General features: G+C 44.1%; 12 protein-coding genes. 1 reads left to right on the top strand and 11 read right to left on the bottom strand.

Going from position 1 to position 19,377, the window contains the following annotated elements; translation table 11 throughout:
- Nucleotides 1–38 precede the first annotated feature (38 nt).
- The 4 genes from CIK98_RS13175 to CIK98_RS13160 all read right to left on the bottom strand — a co-directional run bounded on the left by CIK98_RS13175 (nucleotide 39) and on the right by CIK98_RS13160 (nucleotide 3,623).
- The gene (locus CIK98_RS13175) at nucleotides 39–1,607 is read right to left on the bottom strand and encodes an NADH-quinone oxidoreductase subunit C (protein ID WP_094384977.1); all 1,569 of its coding nucleotides are present in this window, start codon (nucleotides 1,605–1,607) and stop codon (nucleotides 39–41) included.
- A complete protein-coding gene (locus tag CIK98_RS13170) occupies nucleotides 1,604–2,302 on the bottom strand; it encodes an NADH-quinone oxidoreductase subunit B (protein WP_094384975.1) in 699 nt (232 codons plus the stop codon). The genes CIK98_RS13175 and CIK98_RS13170 overlap by 4 nt, the downstream gene beginning before the upstream one ends.
- Nucleotides 2,293–2,643, bottom strand: coding sequence for an NADH-quinone oxidoreductase subunit A (locus CIK98_RS13165; RefSeq protein ID WP_094384973.1), 351 nt, complete (start codon nucleotides 2,641–2,643; stop codon nucleotides 2,293–2,295). The genes CIK98_RS13170 and CIK98_RS13165 overlap by 10 nt, the downstream gene beginning before the upstream one ends.
- A 143-nt stretch (nucleotides 2,644–2,786) precedes the next feature.
- Nucleotides 2,787–3,623 carry an ATPase gene (locus CIK98_RS13160; protein ID WP_094384971.1) on the bottom strand — a complete coding sequence of 279 codons (837 nt, stop codon included), beginning with the start codon at nucleotides 3,621–3,623 and terminating at the stop codon, nucleotides 2,787–2,789.
- Nucleotides 3,624–3,961: 338 nt separating this feature from the next.
- Between CIK98_RS13160 and CIK98_RS13155 the strand changes: the two genes are divergently transcribed.
- Complete coding sequence (locus CIK98_RS13155; protein ID WP_253249739.1) at nucleotides 3,962–6,328, top strand: mechanosensitive ion channel family protein; 2,367 nt, start codon at nucleotides 3,962–3,964, stop codon at nucleotides 6,326–6,328.
- 23 nt (nucleotides 6,329–6,351) lie between these two features.
- On the opposite strand, the gene CIK98_RS13150 is transcribed toward CIK98_RS13155, so the two are convergent.
- The 7 genes from CIK98_RS13150 to CIK98_RS13120 are packed head-to-tail and all read right to left on the bottom strand — an operon-like array spanning nucleotide 6,352 to nucleotide 19,262.
- Nucleotides 6,352–6,621 carry a GlsB/YeaQ/YmgE family stress response membrane protein gene (locus tag CIK98_RS13150; RefSeq protein ID WP_094384969.1) on the bottom strand — a complete coding sequence of 90 codons (270 nt, stop codon included), beginning with the start codon at nucleotides 6,619–6,621 and terminating at the stop codon, nucleotides 6,352–6,354.
- Nucleotides 6,622–6,640: 19 nt separating this feature from the next.
- Nucleotides 6,641–10,276 carry a non-ribosomal peptide synthetase gene (locus CIK98_RS13145; protein ID WP_172409946.1) on the bottom strand — a complete coding sequence of 1,212 codons (3,636 nt, stop codon included), beginning with the start codon at nucleotides 10,274–10,276 and terminating at the stop codon, nucleotides 6,641–6,643.
- A 5-nt stretch (nucleotides 10,277–10,281) separates the two neighbouring features.
- On the bottom strand, nucleotides 10,282–12,675 hold the full coding sequence (locus tag CIK98_RS13140; RefSeq protein ID WP_094384965.1) for a TonB-dependent receptor domain-containing protein: 2,394 nt from the start codon (nucleotides 12,673–12,675) through the stop codon (nucleotides 10,282–10,284).
- Nucleotides 12,676–12,678: 3 nt separating this feature from the next.
- Entirely contained in the window at nucleotides 12,679–13,518 is an 840-nt protein-coding gene (locus CIK98_RS13135; protein WP_094384963.1) for a sensor histidine kinase, read from the bottom strand.
- Between the two features lie 15 nt (nucleotides 13,519–13,533).
- Entirely contained in the window at nucleotides 13,534–16,494 is a 2,961-nt protein-coding gene (locus tag CIK98_RS13130; RefSeq protein WP_094384961.1) for a sensor histidine kinase, read from the bottom strand.
- Between the two features lie 9 nt (nucleotides 16,495–16,503).
- Nucleotides 16,504–18,072, bottom strand: a complete 1,569-nt coding sequence (locus tag CIK98_RS13125) for a WD40 repeat domain-containing protein (RefSeq protein WP_141210545.1) — start codon at nucleotides 18,070–18,072, stop codon at nucleotides 16,504–16,506.
- A gap of 23 nt (nucleotides 18,073–18,095) precedes the next feature.
- Nucleotides 18,096–19,262, bottom strand: coding sequence for a PP2C family protein-serine/threonine phosphatase (locus CIK98_RS13120; protein ID WP_094384957.1), 1,167 nt, complete (start codon nucleotides 19,260–19,262; stop codon nucleotides 18,096–18,098).
- Between the last annotated feature and the right edge of the window lie 115 nt (nucleotides 19,263–19,377).

The raw sequence follows: 19,377 nt of genomic DNA, 5'->3' as shown, positions 1-19,377 counted from the left end.
TTTTAAGTTGACCAGTTTTTCAGTTGATAACTCGTCAACTATCTATCTATATCAGGAATTACGAAGTCGACAGCTGCGCACGTGGTCACGAGGTCGGCAATCTTTTGTCCGCGAAGCATCGGGTCGAGAGCGCCGGTTAGAGAAAGTCCCATAGGGCGCATCTTCAGACGCCAGGGACTCTTGTCGCCCTTTGAGTCGATGTAAACACCAAACTCGCCGCTGGCTCCCTCCACCGAGTAGTACCACTGTCCCTCAGGAACCTTGATGATGGGCTTCTGCTTGATATAGAAGTCGCCTTCGGGAATGTTGTCGACGAGCTGCTCGATGATGTCGAGGCTCTGGTACATCTCCTTGATATGGATGAGGTAGCGGTCCATGGAGTCGCAGCCGGTCATCGTTATCTGCTGCCATTCCACCTTGTCGTACATGTCGTAAGGATGGCGCTTGCGTGTGTCGTTTGCCCATCCCGCGGCGCGTCCGGCAGGTCCTGTCACCGCGTAGTTGATGCAGTCGTCGAGACCCATCACGCCCACTTTCTCAAATCTGTTGTGGGTGATGACATTGTCGCCAAACACGTCCATATACTCTTTGATCATCGGTCGGAGATACTTGCAAAGAGCCTTGCAGTTCTTAACGAAGTCGGGGTCGATGTCGTCTTGAAGTCCACCTATTCTATAATAGTTCTGAATGAGTCGTCCGCCGGTGGTCTCCTCCATCACGTTAAGCACATGCTCGCGGTCGCGCATGCAGTAAAGGAACGCCGTGAGGGCTCCGAGGTCCTGTGCGCAGCATCCGCAGTAAAGCAGGTGAGAGTCGAGTCGCTGCAGCTCGTCCATTATGGTGCGGATATACTTGATGCGGTCGGTGAGTTCCACGCCGAGGGCTTCCTCCACTACGCCCACCAAGGCATGGCGGTGCATCATGGCAGAGAGATAGTTCAGACGGTCGGTGAGAGCAAGGGTCTGAGGATATGTGTATCCCTCACACATCTTTTCAATACCGCGGTGTATGTATCCCAAGTGAGGATATATACGTTTCACGGTCTCACCATCGACAACAGTCTGCAGTCGGAGCACACCGTGAGTCGACGGGTGCTGCGGGCCGATGTTTATCACAAACTCATCGTCGGCGAACAGTCTGCGCTGCTCGCTCTTGAGCTTGCCGTCGTCGGTAAGGCTGTAAACAGTGGTGAAATCAGATTCCTGGTCGTCCTCTAAGGTGTAAGAGTCGTTAAACTCCCAGTCCTTGCGGAAGGGGTGTCCCTTGAAGTCGTTTCTCAGGTAGAGACGTCTCATGTCGGGGTGTCCGAGGAACTTTATTCCGTAGAAGTCAAACACTTCGCGCTCAAGCAGGTCAGCCACCTTCCAAAGATGTGTCACGGTAGGAATGACGAAGTCGTTCTCCCCTACCCTTTTTGCCAGCATCTTTACGCTTGTGCGCTCGTTGTTCTTGGTGTTTTCGAGAATATAGATACATCCGAGTCCCTCTTCCGGTCCGAAGTCCTCACCCACTATGGTTACGAGGTAGTCGAAATGTTTCTTTTCCTTCAGGTTTGCCATTTCTACGGCAAACTTGTCAAAGTCAAATACGAGGTTGTTGAGTTTCATTTGGCATCCTCCTGTTCCTTTTTAATGTTTTTCACGAAGTCTTCAGGCGCATCTGCCACTACCATAGGCTTTTTCCATCCGGCAGAGATGGCCTCGTTGGACAGTCCGAGCAGTCGTTCCTCGCTGGTCTGCTTGTGGTTAGCGCCACCGAAGAATCTTTCCACTTTCACCTTGCGCTGAAGTTGCATCATACCATAGAGAATGGCTTCAGGGCGAGGAGGGCATCCGGGAATATAGACATCCACGGGCACTATCTCGCTTATACCCTTCACCACGTTGTAACTGGTTTTGAACGGGCCTCCAGAGATGGTGCATCCACCCACGGCTACAACGTACTTGGGCTCAGCCATTTCATCGTAAAGACGCTTGAAAGCGGGAGCCATTTTGTGGGTTATTGTACCTGCAACCATAATCAGGTCAGCCTGTCGGGGAGAGTTTCTTGTAACCTCAAATCCAAAGCGCGAAAAATCGTAACGTGCGCAACCTACCGACATGAACTCAATACCACAACAACTTGTTCCGAAGGTGAGTGACCATAGGGAGTTACTTCGTCCCCAGTTGATAGCCTGGTCAAGCGACCCTACCACTACGTTGCATCCACCCTCGTGTAGCTCGTCGATGATTTTCTCAAGCCCGGCATTGTCCTTAAACTCGTCGTAAGGAATGCTTTTGATAACAGGTTTTCTTACTTCCATTCCAACGCTCCTTTCCGCCAAGCATACGCAAGGCCAAATACTAATACCAGCATGAAAAATCCGATGCTGCAGAGAGCCATCGGTCCAAACTGTTTGACAGCTACAGCCCAAGGGTAGAGGAACATCGTTTCGATGTCGAACATCAGGAAGAGGATGGCGAAGAGGTAGTAGCCGATGTGTGAAGGCAGCCATGAAGAGCCGCGGGTCGGAATACCACACTCAAACGGCTCACCCTTCACGGGGTTGTACGAACGTGGACCAATGAGTTTGGCTACCACGTAAGCTCCCACTACCAGGACGACAGCCGTCAAAATGACGGTGATAAAAAAGAAAAAATTCATATAAAAATATATTATTTCAAAATTTGTTTCACAAAACGTGTCACTATTCGTGGTGCAAAGGTACTAATATTTTTTTGCATACCGCAACAAATGTGCATACTTTTTTCTCATTTATTTTAAAAAAAACAAAAAACATTGTCTTTTCATCGGAAATGATACCGCAAAAGTCCGTCCATAGGGCTTTTTTCCACACTTCCTACATAAACGTTTTCTTCTAACGCTGACTGAAGGAGCTGAGATTTAAAGTGCCACGCAATGCTTCCGATAAAGCTAACCTGAAGGTCGTCTCGATGGTAACGCTTCACATTTTTCAGGAGAAACTGCCTAAAGTTTTCTGTCACTATTTCGTTCACTTCGTGACGTTCTATGTGACTATGAATGAATGGGGCTAGAGAGGCAAGGAAGCGGTTGGCCATGGGCTGGCGGTACACCCGGTCTATAATATCTCCTTCGGTCATTTGCAATACTTGTAGAAACTCTTTTTTAAGGTCGCTCATTTGGTTGTTTTTTAATATTTCATTTATAAATATTTTTCCAAGTGTAGCCCCGCTTCCTTCATCACCGAGTATATATCCTAATGGTGGTATGTTACCTACGATTTTCTTCCCGTCATAAAGACATGAGTTAGAACCAGTTCCCAAGATACATGCAATTCCTTCTTCATGTCCACAGATAGCTCTTGCAGCTCCAAGTAAATCGCTGTATATTTCCACTTCAACATTGTTATTGAAAGCACTATACAAAATATTTTTCAGTGTCGGAATAGTCTCATCCCGGCATCCGCTTCCGTAAAACACTATCTTTTTTAGTTTATATTCACCAGTTTGCGGCAGGAGCTCGTCTAACACTATCCCATTAATTCTCCTTTCATCTTGATGGTAAGGATTGATGCCTTGTGTAGTGAAACGTTTCACCGTAAATCCGTCTTTAGCAACGCACCAGTCTGTTTTTGTACTTCCGCTGTCAGCTATGAGTATCATCTGTTTTTTTCTTGTTATGTTATTGTTTCATTATTTAGCTGCAAAGTTAAGAAAAAAAATCATAATGACAAAATAATAGTAAGAATAAGTTATGGTTTATCAGACATTTCGAGTGACTACCACTTATTGCGGCATGGTCTGTATATATTACCCTCATTGCCAATAAGATTAATAACCTTTTAGACGTAGGGTTATTAATCTTTCAGACGTAGGGTTATTAACCTTATGTATGAGTCTAACTATTATTCTGCTTAAAAAAACTGAAATGTGTTGTCAGATTCAAAGAAACATCGTAACTTTGCACCCAAAATAGAGATATACACATGAATATTGAAGATATGAAAACAAGCAAAACAATGAATATTAGAGCCATCGCCATGATGATTATGGCGATGGTATTCTCACTGCAGGCAAACGCAGTGCTAAAAGAAGAAAACCTCGACAAGACGCTCGCCATACTGAAAAACGAGCTGACAACTCAGTATGAGGAAATATCTACTCGCACGGCAAGACAAAAAGCAAGAAGCCAGGATATGCACAACAGGATAATGGAGGTGTGGCGTATGAGCAACCAAAATGCGCTCATGCTCTACTCGCAAAAACAAGACTATGTGTTTGACCTGACTTATGCCTGCCACGAAGCTACAAAACAATATCATGACTTTACGAGGGTGAGGATCCCATTTGTCAGCTTTCTCAACCGCACCAAACTCGACATAGCCCGATATGACAGTCTCTCGAAGAGCCTTTCGGAAATACCTGATGCCATGCTTGGGAGAAAGGCTCTCGCAGACCGAAACGAGTGTCTCCGGTTGTCAAAGGCCATACTCAACAACCTTAAACAAAACTACCGCAACACCAGCGACTTCATTGAAATGTATAACAAGACTGCAGCCCACCTGAAGGAGATAAACGACTATGCAAACTTGCGATATAACGACATACAGACTGACATATTCAAGAATGGAAGCGACGACTATTTTACTGTATTGAAGCGACTGCGGTTTGTGATAACACAGATGCGGCAGTCAGTGGAGGAGAAATATAAGGCAAGACCGCTCTCCAACTCGCAGTGGGACAGCAAATTTATCCTCGGGCTTTTTGTCATCATCTTTTTCTATGGCATTGTAGCCTCACTGCTCAACATACTAGTGATAAAAAAACTTCTGCCCCGGCGTATCAGGGAGAAGGAATTCCTGAAACGCCCGTTCTACTTCACCATGGCCTCCACCACCTTTACCTTTGCCTTGATATTGGGCCTGATAAGGGCAACGACGAGCCAGAACTTCTTAATTATGGCCAGCGACCTGCTTGTAGAATATGCTTGGCTATTGGGTATTGTGCTTTTCTCGCTATTGCTTCGCCTCACACATGAGCACATGAAAAGCGCCTTCCGCATCTATGCTCCGCTCATTACCGTAGGCTTTATAGTGATTACATTTCGTATCATTCTCATACCTAACGAACTGGTGAATCTCATATTCCCGCCAGTACTCTTGTTTAGTACCCTATGGCAATGGGGGATGATAAAGCGACACCACAGCAAGGTGCCGCGCGTAGACATGTTTTATTCCTACTGCTCGCTTACGGTGTTTTTGTTCTCAGTAGTGTCGTCGTGGGCAGGATATACACTTATGAGCGTACAGGTGATAATTTGGTGGATTATGCAGCTCACTTGTATTCTGACCATTGCGAGCGCAAACCGCTGGTTGAAGATTATCGGGAAGAAAAAGAAGGTGGACAACAAGCCTATTACCTCCACATGGTTCTACCACTTCTGTAACCAAGCCCTTCTGCCCGTTATGGGTGTGGCCTCTGCAATGCTTTCCATTTACTGGGCTGCCGACGTGTTTAACCTCAGCGTGCTTTGCTGGAAGATTTTCACTACCAACTTTGTTAATCTCGACAACCTGAAAATAAGCATCATACGACTTTCGGTTGCAGTGAGCCTTTGGTTTATATTCTCATACATCTGCAACACGCTGAGGGAGATAATGCGCCAACAGTTTATGCGCAACGACCCTACAACTGCCGATAGTCGCGACATGATGGGGAAGAACGTACTGCAGGTAGTGGTGTGGGGTACATGGACACTCGTGGTGCTGTCGATATTCAGCATCAGTTTTGCATGGCTCATGGTAGTGACGGGAGGTCTGTCGACAGGTATTGGTTTCGCATCGAAAGACATACTTGAAAACATATACTATGGCATATCGCTCATGACTGGACGCATAAAGGTGGGTGACCTTATAGAATGCGACGGAATACGCGGAAAGGTGACTTCGATAAGCTATGTGAGCACACTAATCGAGTCTACCGACGGGTCGGTGATTGCATTTCAGAACAGCCAGCTCTTTACGAAAAACTACAAGAACCTCACTCGCAACCATGGCTATGCCCTATCGGCTATAGTGTTTGGTGTGGGTTATGGTACAAACATAGAACAGGCGCGACAGATAGTGGAACAGGCCGTGAACGACATGCACCATCCACTCATAGACCCTGAAAAGCCTGCAAAAGCCGTGTTCCTTGACTTTGCCGACAGCAGCATCAACATCAAACTGCTCTGCTGGGTTGACGTACTGAAACAGGCTTATGTGGAAGGCGATATCAGAAACTGTATTTACGACACTTTGAACACCAACAACATTGAAATGCCGTTTCCGAAAAGAGATGTGTATGTTAAGGAATTAAGACAAGACTGAAAACCTACGAGGTCAAAGTGAGTTTACTTCTTGCCAGAAAGTTTGTCCCAAAGCCAAAGGACGGTTACAGAGCCTATGACACAGAACACAAGATTCTTAAAGTATCCTGCTCCTGCGAGATTGACATTAAAAAGCGAGCCGATAAACGCTCCGACATAGCTGCCTACTACGCCGATGAAGAGGTTCATGCAACATCCTTTGCCCTCCCCGCTCATGATACGGTTGGCAATGTAGCCGATGACTATACCTGTTAGTATCGGCCAGGTGGTGAACTGAGAAATATGGTCAAACATCTATTTCCTTATTATTTGTTTATCTGAATTTGTCAACAATATCACTTATTGCATTGAGGGCATCTCCGGAGAATATTGTCCAGTGGTCAGCATCCACCTCAAAATACGGTGCATCCGGATATAACTCACGCCACTTTTTCCTGTTTCCGAAATATTCATTGTATTCTTTAGTAAACAATTCTTCGTCTGTAATATCCGGCCCGTTGTATTCCAGCTTGCGAGTAATCTTAGAGGCCATACAAAGAATCATGTCACCAGTGAATTTGATATGTGGTCTGGAATTAATAATATGATTCTTTATGCGCTTATGTTCTGCCTCAAGATTGGTTTTGTCCATCTCTGTGACTTCCTGTGTTGGCCTGTCAACAGCACCTTCCACCATAAGCAGTCTGGGCCGTGAAATGCCCTTGTCGATAAGACGCTGGGCGTAATGCATAGCAATCTCTGCACCCATACAATGTCCTGTAACAGCATGTACATTGACACCTTCAAGTACAGTTCGCGTAATCTGTTCATAGAAATCAATAAGTACTTCAAAATCAACCTTTCGTTTCCAAAGGAAATACTCCACAAATCCTTCCATCACGAAGACAGAATACCTGTCGCTGAACTTCTTTATAAACTCGTCGTAGAAAGGATGGCAATACATATATCCACAGAATAGTACCAAAACAGGCTTTGCCGGGTCATAATCGTTGGCCCAGAAGTAAAGGCGCTGAGGTGTGGAAAGAAAACCTCTTATAGTTGGATTCTCGAAAATTGATGAAACAGAGACATTAACCCCCATAAACTCTGCCTCAACGGCAATTTTCATAGCTTGCATTGATGTAAGTCCAAGATTCATGAGGTTATATGTGACTCCGATATTCTTTAGCTGCAATACCTTTTCAACTATAGCCGTGACCACCTTTTCGTCTACTGTCTCTGCTGCAACATAATGGCTGTCTATCACTGTTTCAGGAAGTGGAAGCCTTTTCATGTCCACCTTGCAACTATGATTGTATGGGAATTCCTCCATATAAATAATAAACGATGGCACCATATAGTCGGGAAGTTTTTGGGCTAACAATTCCTTTATCATACCACTATCAAGTTTATTTGATGCAGTATAGTAGGCGCAAATAGTTTTACGTCCGTTTACCTCTTTCAGGTCAACTACTGCTTGTGTAACACCTTCACATTGTGACAAACAAGCTTCAATTTCTCCTATTTCTATTCTGAATCCACTTAGTTTGACTTGCCTGTCAACCCTGTCTGTATAAACAAGTTCACCATCTTCATTCCACCATACAAGGTCACCGGTCTTATACATTACATCATAATCATCTGATGATGCAAATGGATTATTTATGAAGCGTTCAGAGGTTAGTTCTGGCCTATTCCAATATCCCTTGGCTATCTGTGGCCCGGCTAGATACAACTCTCCGACACATTCCTTTGGAAGAAGATGGAGGTTATCGTCAAGGACATAAGCACAAGAATTCGGCATAGGGCGACCAATAGGGATGGCTGAATAATTATCTATATTTTCAACTTCAGCATATGTTGAGATAATAGTAAATTCTGTAGGTCCGTATACATTGAATAGCTTGACTTTTGAATTCGGTATAACATCTAATCGTTCACCTCCTAATGCTACTAATTTAAGAGGTAATTCATAATGTTCAAGTAATTCAACACCAAATCTTGTAGTGAAACTTGCATGAGTTATATGATGACTTTCAATATATTGTGAAACAAGTGCAGGCTCCAACAGAATATCTTTATTTAATATATGGAGTGTTCCACCGCAACACAAAATTGGGCAAATTGCAAATAAAGAAGCGTCAAAACCGAAACTAAAATGACAAATGAAACTGCTTGTTTCCTGTAATTCAAAAATATCAATACAAGAAGAACAGAACGAAGACAGTGCCTTGTGCTGGACTACAACGCCTTTGGGTTGCCCCGTAGAACCAGAAGTATATATCATATACGCATTATCTTCTTTATCTACCATTGGTAAAATATCGGAATAAATATTCTTGTTTTCTAAAAAGTATTTTTCATCTATTACAAATTTTGCTTTACTGTCATCAATAATGTAATCAAGACGTTCTTTTGGAAAATCATTTGCTAACGGCAAATATGCAGCACCAGCCTTAAAAATTGAAATAATACCAATGACCCATTCCTTTGTCCTATTGAGATTAATGGCTACGAAGTCACCTTTTTTTACACCTCTTCTGATAAGTCTCGAAGCGAGAATATTTGATTGATAATCCAGCTCCTTATAAGTAATGGAGCCAAACTCATCAACTACTGCAATATTATTTGGATATTGTTCAACGCATTTATAAAACATTCTCAGAAATGTAGAAAATTCTGTCTTTCGTTTCTCTCCTTTTGACAGTTCCAACATTATGTTTTTTTCTGCATCTGAGACAACATTAATATTTACAATACACTTTTCAGAATCGCTTATCATAAAGTTCACAACGTTACACATGCAATGCACAAACTGCTGCATCTCAAATTGCGTATGCTTAGCGTCGTTGTAACACAAGCGTAGATCAAATTCCCCTCGATTTTCAAACACAACCATGTTCATATTCGAAGACACCTTACCCAATGGCAATGCTTCAATTATGAAATTGTGACCATCAAGTTCCAATTTCTCTTCCAAGCCAGACTGGTAAACAAAAGAAGTCTCGGGGTGCATACCCAAATCCTGACAGAAATGGCTGAATGGATAAATGCCATGACGAATTGTTCCCATCATTTCTCGTTTCATGGAAGAAATGAAGTCGAGTATCGTTTCGTCGTTTCGTATTTCCACACACACTGGAGCAGACTTGATGAACGGTCCCATACTCTTTCTGAACCTTCGCTCGGTACGACCATGGTTGACCGTATAAAAAGCGACTTTCTTCTCCCTTGAAAAAATGGATAGTGTATAGGAATATGCTGCCATCATAAGCAGATTGGGCGTGACAGAATTAGCCTTGCAAAAGTCATTGACTATATCTGCAGAAATAAATTCTGACACCGACTTGAGACTGCCATATTCGCCTGCAAGCTGAAGACGTGTCTTTGTCATTGTGACTCCAGAGAACATATCCTTGTAATGGTCTTTTGATTTTTGATATGCATCTGTAGCAAACGATTCTTTCTCAGATAATATATAATCAAAATATGTTGTATCCTCAGGTTTTACTTCTATCCCTGCATAGATATCTCTAAGAACCCAGTGGAACATAAGTAGAGTATTGCCGTCTGACACTGCATGAAAATTGTCAAGCAGCATAATCAAAGTTGATTCTGTCTCTACAATGGCCACATGTACCAATGGCTCGTTATAAATGTCAAACGGTCGGACAAATTCTCTTACCACATGAGCTAACCCGTCATCTGTCGCAGTAATACGTTCAATTGTAATCTTTCTCTCTGGGTCTGGAAAAATGCACACTTTTCCATCGTCAACAATTATATGCGATGAATAAATAGGGAATAGGGAGAACGTCTTCTTCAGTGCTTCTTCCAATCTATCCGCATCAATGTCTTTTGACAAATGATATATATAAGGAACATTGTATTCCGTTGTATCGGTTTTTTTCAACCATGTATAATAGAACCCTAATTGGGTTTCAGAGAGAGGATAATAAGTATTTTCCATATTCATTAGTGTAAATTAATTGATAGTGTTGCCAAGAAATTTCTACCTTGCTGGAGTATAGGTGCACGGTGACCTCCCAATCTGTAAGTATGATTTAGAATATTGTAACATCTAAAGCTTAGTTCTCCCCAAACTTCATTATATCTTAATCCTAAGTCTAATAAACAAGAAGAAGGTATCTCGTATGGCATATTTGCTAACGATTCTCCATTTTTAAATAAGAAACTACCTGACATCTGCCCTACTTGTTTTGTAGAGTAAGAGAGATTTAGTCCAAACCATAATCCTTTTACAAGTTTATCAATTTCTTTTTCACTCGAAATATGACAAACAAAATCAGGTATTGCGCTGATATGACTGCCTGTAGAAGAGTAGTTTCTTGCTTTTGCTTTCTTTTGGAACAATACAGAAGCATTTGCAAAATAATTTTTATCCTTATACGAAATAATACTCTCAAGACCAACCATATCTAATATTCCGGATTCTCGTTGTGAGCCAATATTTGTGGCCATAATATCAGATGAATGATTATAAAAAATATTACCATTATATATTAGGTTTGGCGTTATTCTTATAGTTGACGACAACTGATAGCTATCCATATGTTGTGGATTCAAATCAGTGTTTCCAAGGTAAAGCGTGCTGGAAGCACGATAGAAGAATGATGCATCTACATAAGAATGAGCATAAGACAATTTGGTGTTCCACTTCTCATTCGGTATATATATTAATGCCATTCGAGGTGAAATAACATTCATCTCTCTGTCATCATAACGTTTCTTGTGGTCATAACGCAATCCTCCATTCAAAATCACTTTTGGGGAAAAGTAATGCTTTATTTGACCATATACTGAAAAAGAATTCTCTTTTCCGTTCTTATATACGGAATTTTCATCATTAATAGCAGTCATTATTACGCCATCATAGTTAGCTCCAATAGAGAAATAATTGTAATGACTATTAAAATAGCCCATCTGAGCCCCCACAAGAATTGTGCCTTTGGCTTTACCAAGTTTGTAACTATTCGCCAATTGAATTTCTCCTTCGACATTCACATTATCCCAACCTTGCACACAAAATGCTCCTCTACTAATTATCAGAGAATCTTTTATATATGGATTGGTAGGATGTAGTACAAGGCCTATATTTGAATAAGGATAAGGCAAAGAGTCACCTAATACATTATATATATCTGTCTTCTCAAAATTGTATGACAATGAAGCAGAAAGCGAAGTGTTGTCGTTTAATGAAATGGTATAATCTGCTATCGCATTAGTTGTAGTGACACTTCGTCCTGGTTTTGTTCCGTTAATTTTAGAATATTTGTCATAGTCACACAAAGAATAGAAATAGAGAGAGTTATATGACTGTACTCTCTTACTATGTTGATGGCTTAGTGTCAAAGTCAAGTCTTTCCAACGGTATTTCATACCAAAATCAAAGGCGGGTTTATTGTTGTATCCGTCAACATACATTGTTCCGTCTTTTTTTATAAGACCATAAAAATCTTCGTCATCGGGCGATATATTATATTTATAGCCATCAGAGGCATAAAGGCTTCCCCAAATAAGTATTTCTGAGTCTATGAATCCTTTACCAAAGAGGATTTCTCCTTTGTATGTGTTGTTATCACCCATACCGTATGTGGCTCTTAGACCATTTACGTCGGAACCTGACTTTGTAATAATGTTTACTACTGAAGTTAAGGCTACGTTTCCATAAAGTGAGGATGCGGGGCCGCGGAGAACCTCTATCTGCTTGATATTGTTCAATGCTATGCGGTAGTCAGGAGCTATTGAGTTGGTGGCATAGCTATTAAGTCTGTGGCCATCACGCATGATTAGGATATTTTCTTGAGATGAAGAATAAATGCCTCTCATTGACAAATTACACTCTTCTCCTTCCAGTGGTGTAATGCCTGGAACAAAGGTCATCAACAGGTCGCGAAGGTTCTTAGCCCCCGATGCCTTTATCATGTCTTCGGTGATAAGTGTCACAGGTACCGGAGACTCGTCGATGCTCTCTGCCTGCTGCGAGGCGGTGGTAATGGTGGCCGACTTGCCGCGCTTCATGCTTTCGATGAGGTCGACGAAACGCAAGGGGTCGGAAAGGGTCGGGGTGAAGTATGGGTTTTCCTTCAGCAGAAGTGAGGCATAGCGGGTGGCCTCGTCGCTGTTGTCTTTTTCCATATAACAGAGCGAGAGGAGATGGTAGGCTGTGCTTCGTGTGCGCGAGGTAAGGCGAGACATATTGTCTTTGAGCAGGCTCACGGCTTCGTCGAAACGGCCTATTCGGTAGGCTGTTTCAGCTTGTTGGCAGATTTCTATCTCTGCGGCTGTCTGGGCGGTGGCTGCGATACTGACGGCGAGACTGAATATTATGGTGAATATTTTTTTCATCTACTATTTCTTGAGGATTGGAATGATCAATGTGAAACACGTTCCGGAATGTTCCACCGAGTCGAACTCTATGCGGCCGTTGTGCTGATTGATGATGTTGCGGGTGATAGACATACCGAGTCCTGTGCCTTGTCCGAGTGGTTTGGTGGTAAAGAAGTTCTGGTAGATTTTTTCCTTCACTTCCGGAGTCATTCCTATACCATTGTCTGATATGACGATTGATAGTTCGCCGTTGGCGGCTATTGTTGATATTGCTACTTCGGGGTGATAGCTATCCCCTTCGGCTTGAAGGCGTTCCCATACGGCATAGAAGGCATTGTTGACCACATTGAGTAAGGCGCGGCTGATGTCTTGTGGGACTACGGCTATCGGCGGCAGAGCTTCGGCATACTGTTCAGTGATAGTAACGTTGAAGCCGTTGTAGTTTGCGCGCATGGCGTGGTATCCGAGCCATGTGTATTCATGCACAATAGCATTGATGTCAGAAGGTATACGCTCACCTTCTTTTCCGCGGGAGTACTGAAGTATGTTCTGAATTATGCTTGTGGCACGTTCGCCGTGTTCACGTATTTTTCCGAGGTTTTCTCTCAGGTCTGCCATGATGTCGCTGATGTCGTCTGCATCGTCTGCAGGCAGCTTGTCGAGATTATCGTCGAGGTCGTCGCCGAGATCATTAAGCAGCGTGTCGGACAGTTTACTGAAGTTTATGACGAAGTTGAGCGGGTTGCGTATTTCGTGTACGATGCCCGCAGTCAGCAGACCTAACGACGCCAACTTTTCCTGTTGCTTTAGTTGGTCTTGAAGATTTCTCAACTGTTGTTTCAATTCTTCTACTGTTTCCATATTAGTTGCATTTAGTTATTCTTGGGGAAGTGAGATGGTGAACTTCGTCTCCACCTCTTTCTTTGACTCTACTGTTATCTCACCGCCATGGTTAAGCACTATCTCTCGGCTGAGGTACAAGCCCACACCCACTGCCTCGGCTGTGGTCTTGGTGGTGAAGAATGGGTCAAACACATTGTCGATGATGGTTGACTCGATGCCGATGCCATTGTCGTAGATGCCGATGTCTACCCAACCCTCTGTGGCCGACGGTGATATTGTGAGGCGTACGATGGGCGAATATGGTTTCAGGCGGTATTTCTTTGTCACGGCGTAGATGCTATTGCCTATCATGCTCATCACCACACGACTTATCTGTTCGGCGTCCACTCGTGCGGTGTGTGGCGTATCGAGTCCTGCCGACTCTATGGTGATGCAGGCTTCTGCCAGTTCCTTGGCGTAGTACGACTGTGTCATCTCAATATTCTTGCGGCATAGAGCCGAGAGGTCGGTGGACTCGAGGTTGCACTTGCGTTCCTTGAGCATTTCCTCCATGGCCTTCAATATTCGGGTGGTATTGACTCCGTGTTCCTCTATCTTGGAGAGGTTGGTATGTAGCATGTCGACGATGTCGAGACAGTCATCGTAGTTGTCGGGAGTCATCTTTTCCTCGTCGTCTTCAAGATTTTCCTTTATGTCCTTGAGCAGTCCGAGACTCATGTGAGAGAAGTTGTTGACGTAGTTCATCGGGTTGAGTATTCGGTCAACCAGTCCCTTTGTGAGAGTTCCGACGGTGGCCATTCTCTCCTGGCGGAGAAGTTGGTATTGTGCGGCGTTGAGTTCTTCGAGTGCTTTTTCGAGGCTGTTTGACTTCTCTTCGATTTCGTCTTTCTGCTGTCTTATCTGCGAGGTACGTTCCTCGACGATGTTTTCCAGCCTAATCTTTTCCTTAAGTAGTCGTGCCATGCGCCAGCGTATGAACATCACAACGAAGATGGCGAGCATAAGGACATAGAGCAGGATGAAATACCAACGGAGATAGATGGGATAGTGTACCATGAGTTCCACCTTTGCACTATCGACGAGACGTCCGTAGCGGTCGCGAGCCATAACCTCGAAGGTGTAATGGCCTGAACGTGGATTTGAAAGTGTGGCGTATGGAGTATTGCTCCATGCCGACCACTGCTGGCTTTTGTCGAGGCGATATCTGTACTCTGTGTCACCGATGGTGGAGAGCATGTCAGTGGAAAAATATATGGTGACACTTTGAACGTCGCTCTCAAAATCCAGTTCACTGAAAGGAAGGCTTGGTTCGAGCTTGTCGCCCTTGTTGAATCCGCCCCAGATAACTGAGTCGTTGTTCATGACGATGCTGCGGATATACACTTTTGTTTTGTGACTGAAGTCGGTGTCGCGATATTCAGAATTCCAACAGATAAGGCCAAAATTACCTCCTGCCCAGGCATAATTACCATCGATCTCAAGCGAGCGGACATTGAGTTTGTGGACTGGGCGTAGCAGTTGGTTTAACATAGTGTAGTCTGTGGTATTCGAGAAAACCATTAGTTCGCGACCTTCGTTGTTGGTAGACCAAAACCGGTCTAAATTGTCGAAGAGTGCAAGTTGCGGAAAGCTATAGTTGATATTGTTTTGCTTTCCGACTTCGGTTTTTTGCAGCGACTGTGTCTTTTCGTCCCATTTAAACACTCCTATGCGTCCTATGACGTTTATCTCACCATTGTGTTCTATAAGGCTATAGTTGTAGCGTTCAGCCGGTTTATTGCCATCTTTGGGCAGAATCTCGTTGAGTTTGCTGAAATCGCCTGTACATCTGAATACTTGTCCGTAGATATTTCGCACCCAAAGGTTTCCGTCGGGTGTGAGTGAGAATGTGGTGGCTTTTTCTATGGTATTCACCTTGCGGCGGTTGCCTGACTTGTCGATAAGGAAAACTCCATCTATTTCGCCTGCGTAGAAACTGCCGTTATCTAACGGACATACAGCTATTGTATGTTTGTTGGATAACTGACTGATATTATTGCCATTTATAATATAGATTCCTCCAGCAGTTGATGCACATAGCCTGCGCTGCTTGTCGAGACACAGGTTCCAGCAGGCGTTGTCTATTTTGCCTACCCTTTCGAAGGCGTTGTCACGCTTGATAAAGAGTCCGCGCAACGTTCCGACATAGAGTCCTACGGGTGTCTGACAGATGGACAGAACCTCGCCAAGAAGACCGTCGGTTGCTTGAAAAGATGTATAGGCCGTATAAACGTCTGCAAGGAAGATGCCATCGTCGGTAGCTCCCCAAAGGTTACCGTATTTATCTGCGAAGACGGCGTTTACATTGTCGTTACACAGTCCACCACGTTCAGAGAGATGATATTTTTTACTGCCATCTGCAGAAAGGACCACAACGCCGAGTCCGGCGGTAGCGAGTACAGTACATCCGTCACTTAGCTTAATGCTCTCGTTAACCTTCACTCCGGAGTAGAGTTGCGGATTGTCTGATGGCGTCTTCGATATTTTGTATCCATCCATGCAGTTGTCTTCCAGTCCAGCGGTGCCAATGGATGTCTCGATGCAAATCTTACCGTCTTTCTCGCTGATGTCTGTCACTTCGCCGATGAATCCTTTGTTATCGCGCGAAAAAACGGTTTTAAGTTTCAGTTCTCCGTTCTTTGCCGAGGAAAGATATCCAAATACGTTGTATCCTCCTACCCATATTCGTCCGTTATGGTCTTTGAAGAGGCGTGTAATTCGGAAAATGCCTGGTGCATGTATTATGGTCCACTTTGACTGGTCATAGCAGAGCAGTCCTTCAAAGTTAGCAACATACACACGACCCTCGTCGTCGCTGAGTATGTCGAAGTTGCGGTTGTGGGCTCCGTAGTCGTCTGTAGTGAAGTTGACAAAGAAAGGGTGTCCCACGGCCGCCCTTGTTTCTACGGCAACGAGCGTCCATATTAATATGATGATGCAGTATATCCTTTTCATAAGCCAATATCAGTCTTTAAGTTTTATTTTCGGAACATTGTCACCCACATAATAAGACCACTCATCGTCTGTGAAGTCACGTTTGAGGCTTGAATGTACGGTGGCTGCCATTTCTGACGGCGACACTACAATACGAGAGACGGCACCCGACTGTGATCCAACAAAGATGGAGTTCTGGTCGGCACTGCATAGGCAATAGAGCCACGACGAATAGTCTTTTAGGGCCACAGCCTCGCTGTTTGTGGCGTTTGCGTCCCAAAGGTTCACCACTCGGTCGTAACTTGCAGAGAAGAGGAAGTCGTCTTTGAAGAGCAGGTCGGTTATGCGTGAACTGTGTCCAACGAGTTTTCGTAAACTGTTGCCATTGGCGTCTAGTATGAAGATATCGCCGTTTTCAGTACCCACAGAAGCCCTTTGTTTGTCTTTAGACCAAGTGTATGCCGTTATCTCTCCATTCACTCTTATGTCCTCAGGAGTAATTTTTCCAACGGAGTTCACTTGCCATGCCTTAGATTTTTCGCCGAAGACCAAAACGTTTCCTTCACGTTTGCCTATGGCTGTGATGTTCTGTGGCATATCAATGTTTTTCACTATCTGTCTTTTCACGGTGTCAAATAGATAGAGTCTCGCCTTTGCCACGAGGAGAAGTCGGTTGGATGAGATTCGGCAGATATGTGTCCAGCCGGTCTTTTCGGGCAGTATGAAAGGCTGCGCCACTTGTCCGTTGGCCACAGACTGCAGTTTACCATTGAAACTCAGCGCATATATTACCCCGTCAGAATCAGTGCAGACATCGCGGTAGCTGCAACTATTGTCGCTTGCCAGAAGATGTTTTTCCCATATTCCCGATATGTGTCTCCACTTTGTTATTTCTCCATATCTGCTAACAGACACGAAATGACCTTTATTGTCAAGAGGTATGATTTTTGATACTCCGCCCTTGTGTATAAGACTTGAAGAGAAGCTTCCGCTATTTTGGCTTAACGACTTGAAAATGACAGGTATATTAACATTTCCCTTATAACTTGAAGTAAATTTCCACGCAGCGTAAGCGAGAAGAGCTGAAGCGTCTTTGTTTCCAGCGAGATACTGTGTTGAGGAGAGAGATGCGAGCGAACGTCCGAGTGCGATGTAGCTAAGCGTATCGGCCACGTTACGTGCATATTCGGCTTTGATTTGCTGTGTAACGGCAAGTTCTTTTTGTTGCTCTGCCATATTTCTTGCCTCCACCACATTACGTGCAAATTCCTCTGCTTTTCGCTGTTCGCTTTCAGCCTTGGATCGCATTTCGTCTGCCACCCTCATTTGGAATAGAGCTTCCTCTCGGCGTTTGTCGGAGATATCCATCTGCTGATAGGCTATATCTTCCATTTGCTTGCTGATTCTTTCCACTACAAAAGAATTACCGTCACGTTGCTCATACTTTGAAATATTAGCACGAAGCTCGTTAATGTCGGCCTTGAGTTGGTTATTGTCGCAATATAGCTCGTAAGCCACTCCCGCCAATGCGACAGTGGACAAGCCCAAAATGTATGTTATAGCCTTGTTGTATCTCACGTTTCTATAATTATTATTCAAGTTTCATTCAATGTATCGAGGTATTATTTAATCCTCTTTATTGCCATCAAAGTGATGTCGTCGCTTTGCGGCTCATAGCCGGCAAAGATGGAGACGTCGGTAAGGATGGCTTGGCAGATTTCCTCGCTTCCTGTAGGCCCTACACGTCTGAGGGTGTTTTCAAGGCCCGACTCGTCGAACATCTGTCCGGATGTATTGAAGGCCTCAGTCACTCCGTCGGTGAAGAGCACGAGTGACTCGCCCATATCGAGTTTCATCTCATTCTGAGTAAATTCCATGTTCTCAAACATACCTGCCACGATGTCGGAGCTCATGGGCAGAGCCTCTATCGAACCATTGGCGTGAACGATGTATGGAGGGTTATGGCCGGCATTGGTATATTCTATCGTTCCGGTCTGAATGTTGTATATGCCGTAGAAGACAGTGACGAACATAGAGTCTACACTCTCGTTGCAGAGCATATTGTTTACACAGTCGAGACACTCCTTGGTGGATATTCCCCTCATGCCAGTGGCACGCAGAAGGGTACGGCTGACGGCCATGAATATGGATGCCGGCACACCCTTGCCGGAGACGTCGGCAATGACAAAGCCCAAACGGTGTTCGTCGATACGGAAAAAGTCGAAGAAGTCGCCTCCCACTTCCTTTGCTGGCGTCATGGTTGCAAAGAGGTCCACCTTATCGGCTATGTCGGGCATTGGCGGGAAACGGCGCGGCAGGATGGCCTGCTGTATCTCTCCAGCCACTGCGAGGTCGCTCTTGATGGACTCGAGCTGGTTGTGTTCCTGCTGCGACTTTCTCACGAAGTCAATTTCCTCGATGGCCTTTTCTATGGTTCGTGAAAGGTCATCAAGATCTATTGGTTTTGTTGCGAAGTCGAAAGCACCATTGTTCATGGCCGAACGGATGTTTCCCATATCACCGTAAGCTGACACCATGATACATTTCAATGCCGGATTGCGCATCTCATTGATTTTGGTAAGAAGCGTCAGTCCGTCCATCTCAGGCATATTGATATCGCTGAGAATGATGTCGAAATCTTTCTTTTCAAGCACTAACCTGAGAGCTTCCAGGCCATTATGTGCGAATGTGAACTCATACTCGCCCTTGCGGATTTTTCTTCTGAAGTATTGTGTTAGCAATATCTCCAAGTCAAGTTCGTCGTCTACGCTCAATATTTTTATTGCCATATTGGATAATTGTATAATAATCTTTAATTAACGACTGCAAAGATAATAACTTTATTTATATTATCAAAAGAAAACAAAGAAAAAAATTACATAATTCAAAAAAAAGTGTCTTGCT

Source organism: Prevotella sp. P2-180, from assembly GCF_002251435.1.
In the GTDB taxonomy this organism is placed as follows: domain Bacteria; phylum Bacteroidota; class Bacteroidia; order Bacteroidales; family Bacteroidaceae; genus Prevotella.
The sequence above is the reverse complement of the archived record's forward strand: the minus strand, read 5'-3'. Positions and strand labels throughout refer to the sequence as shown.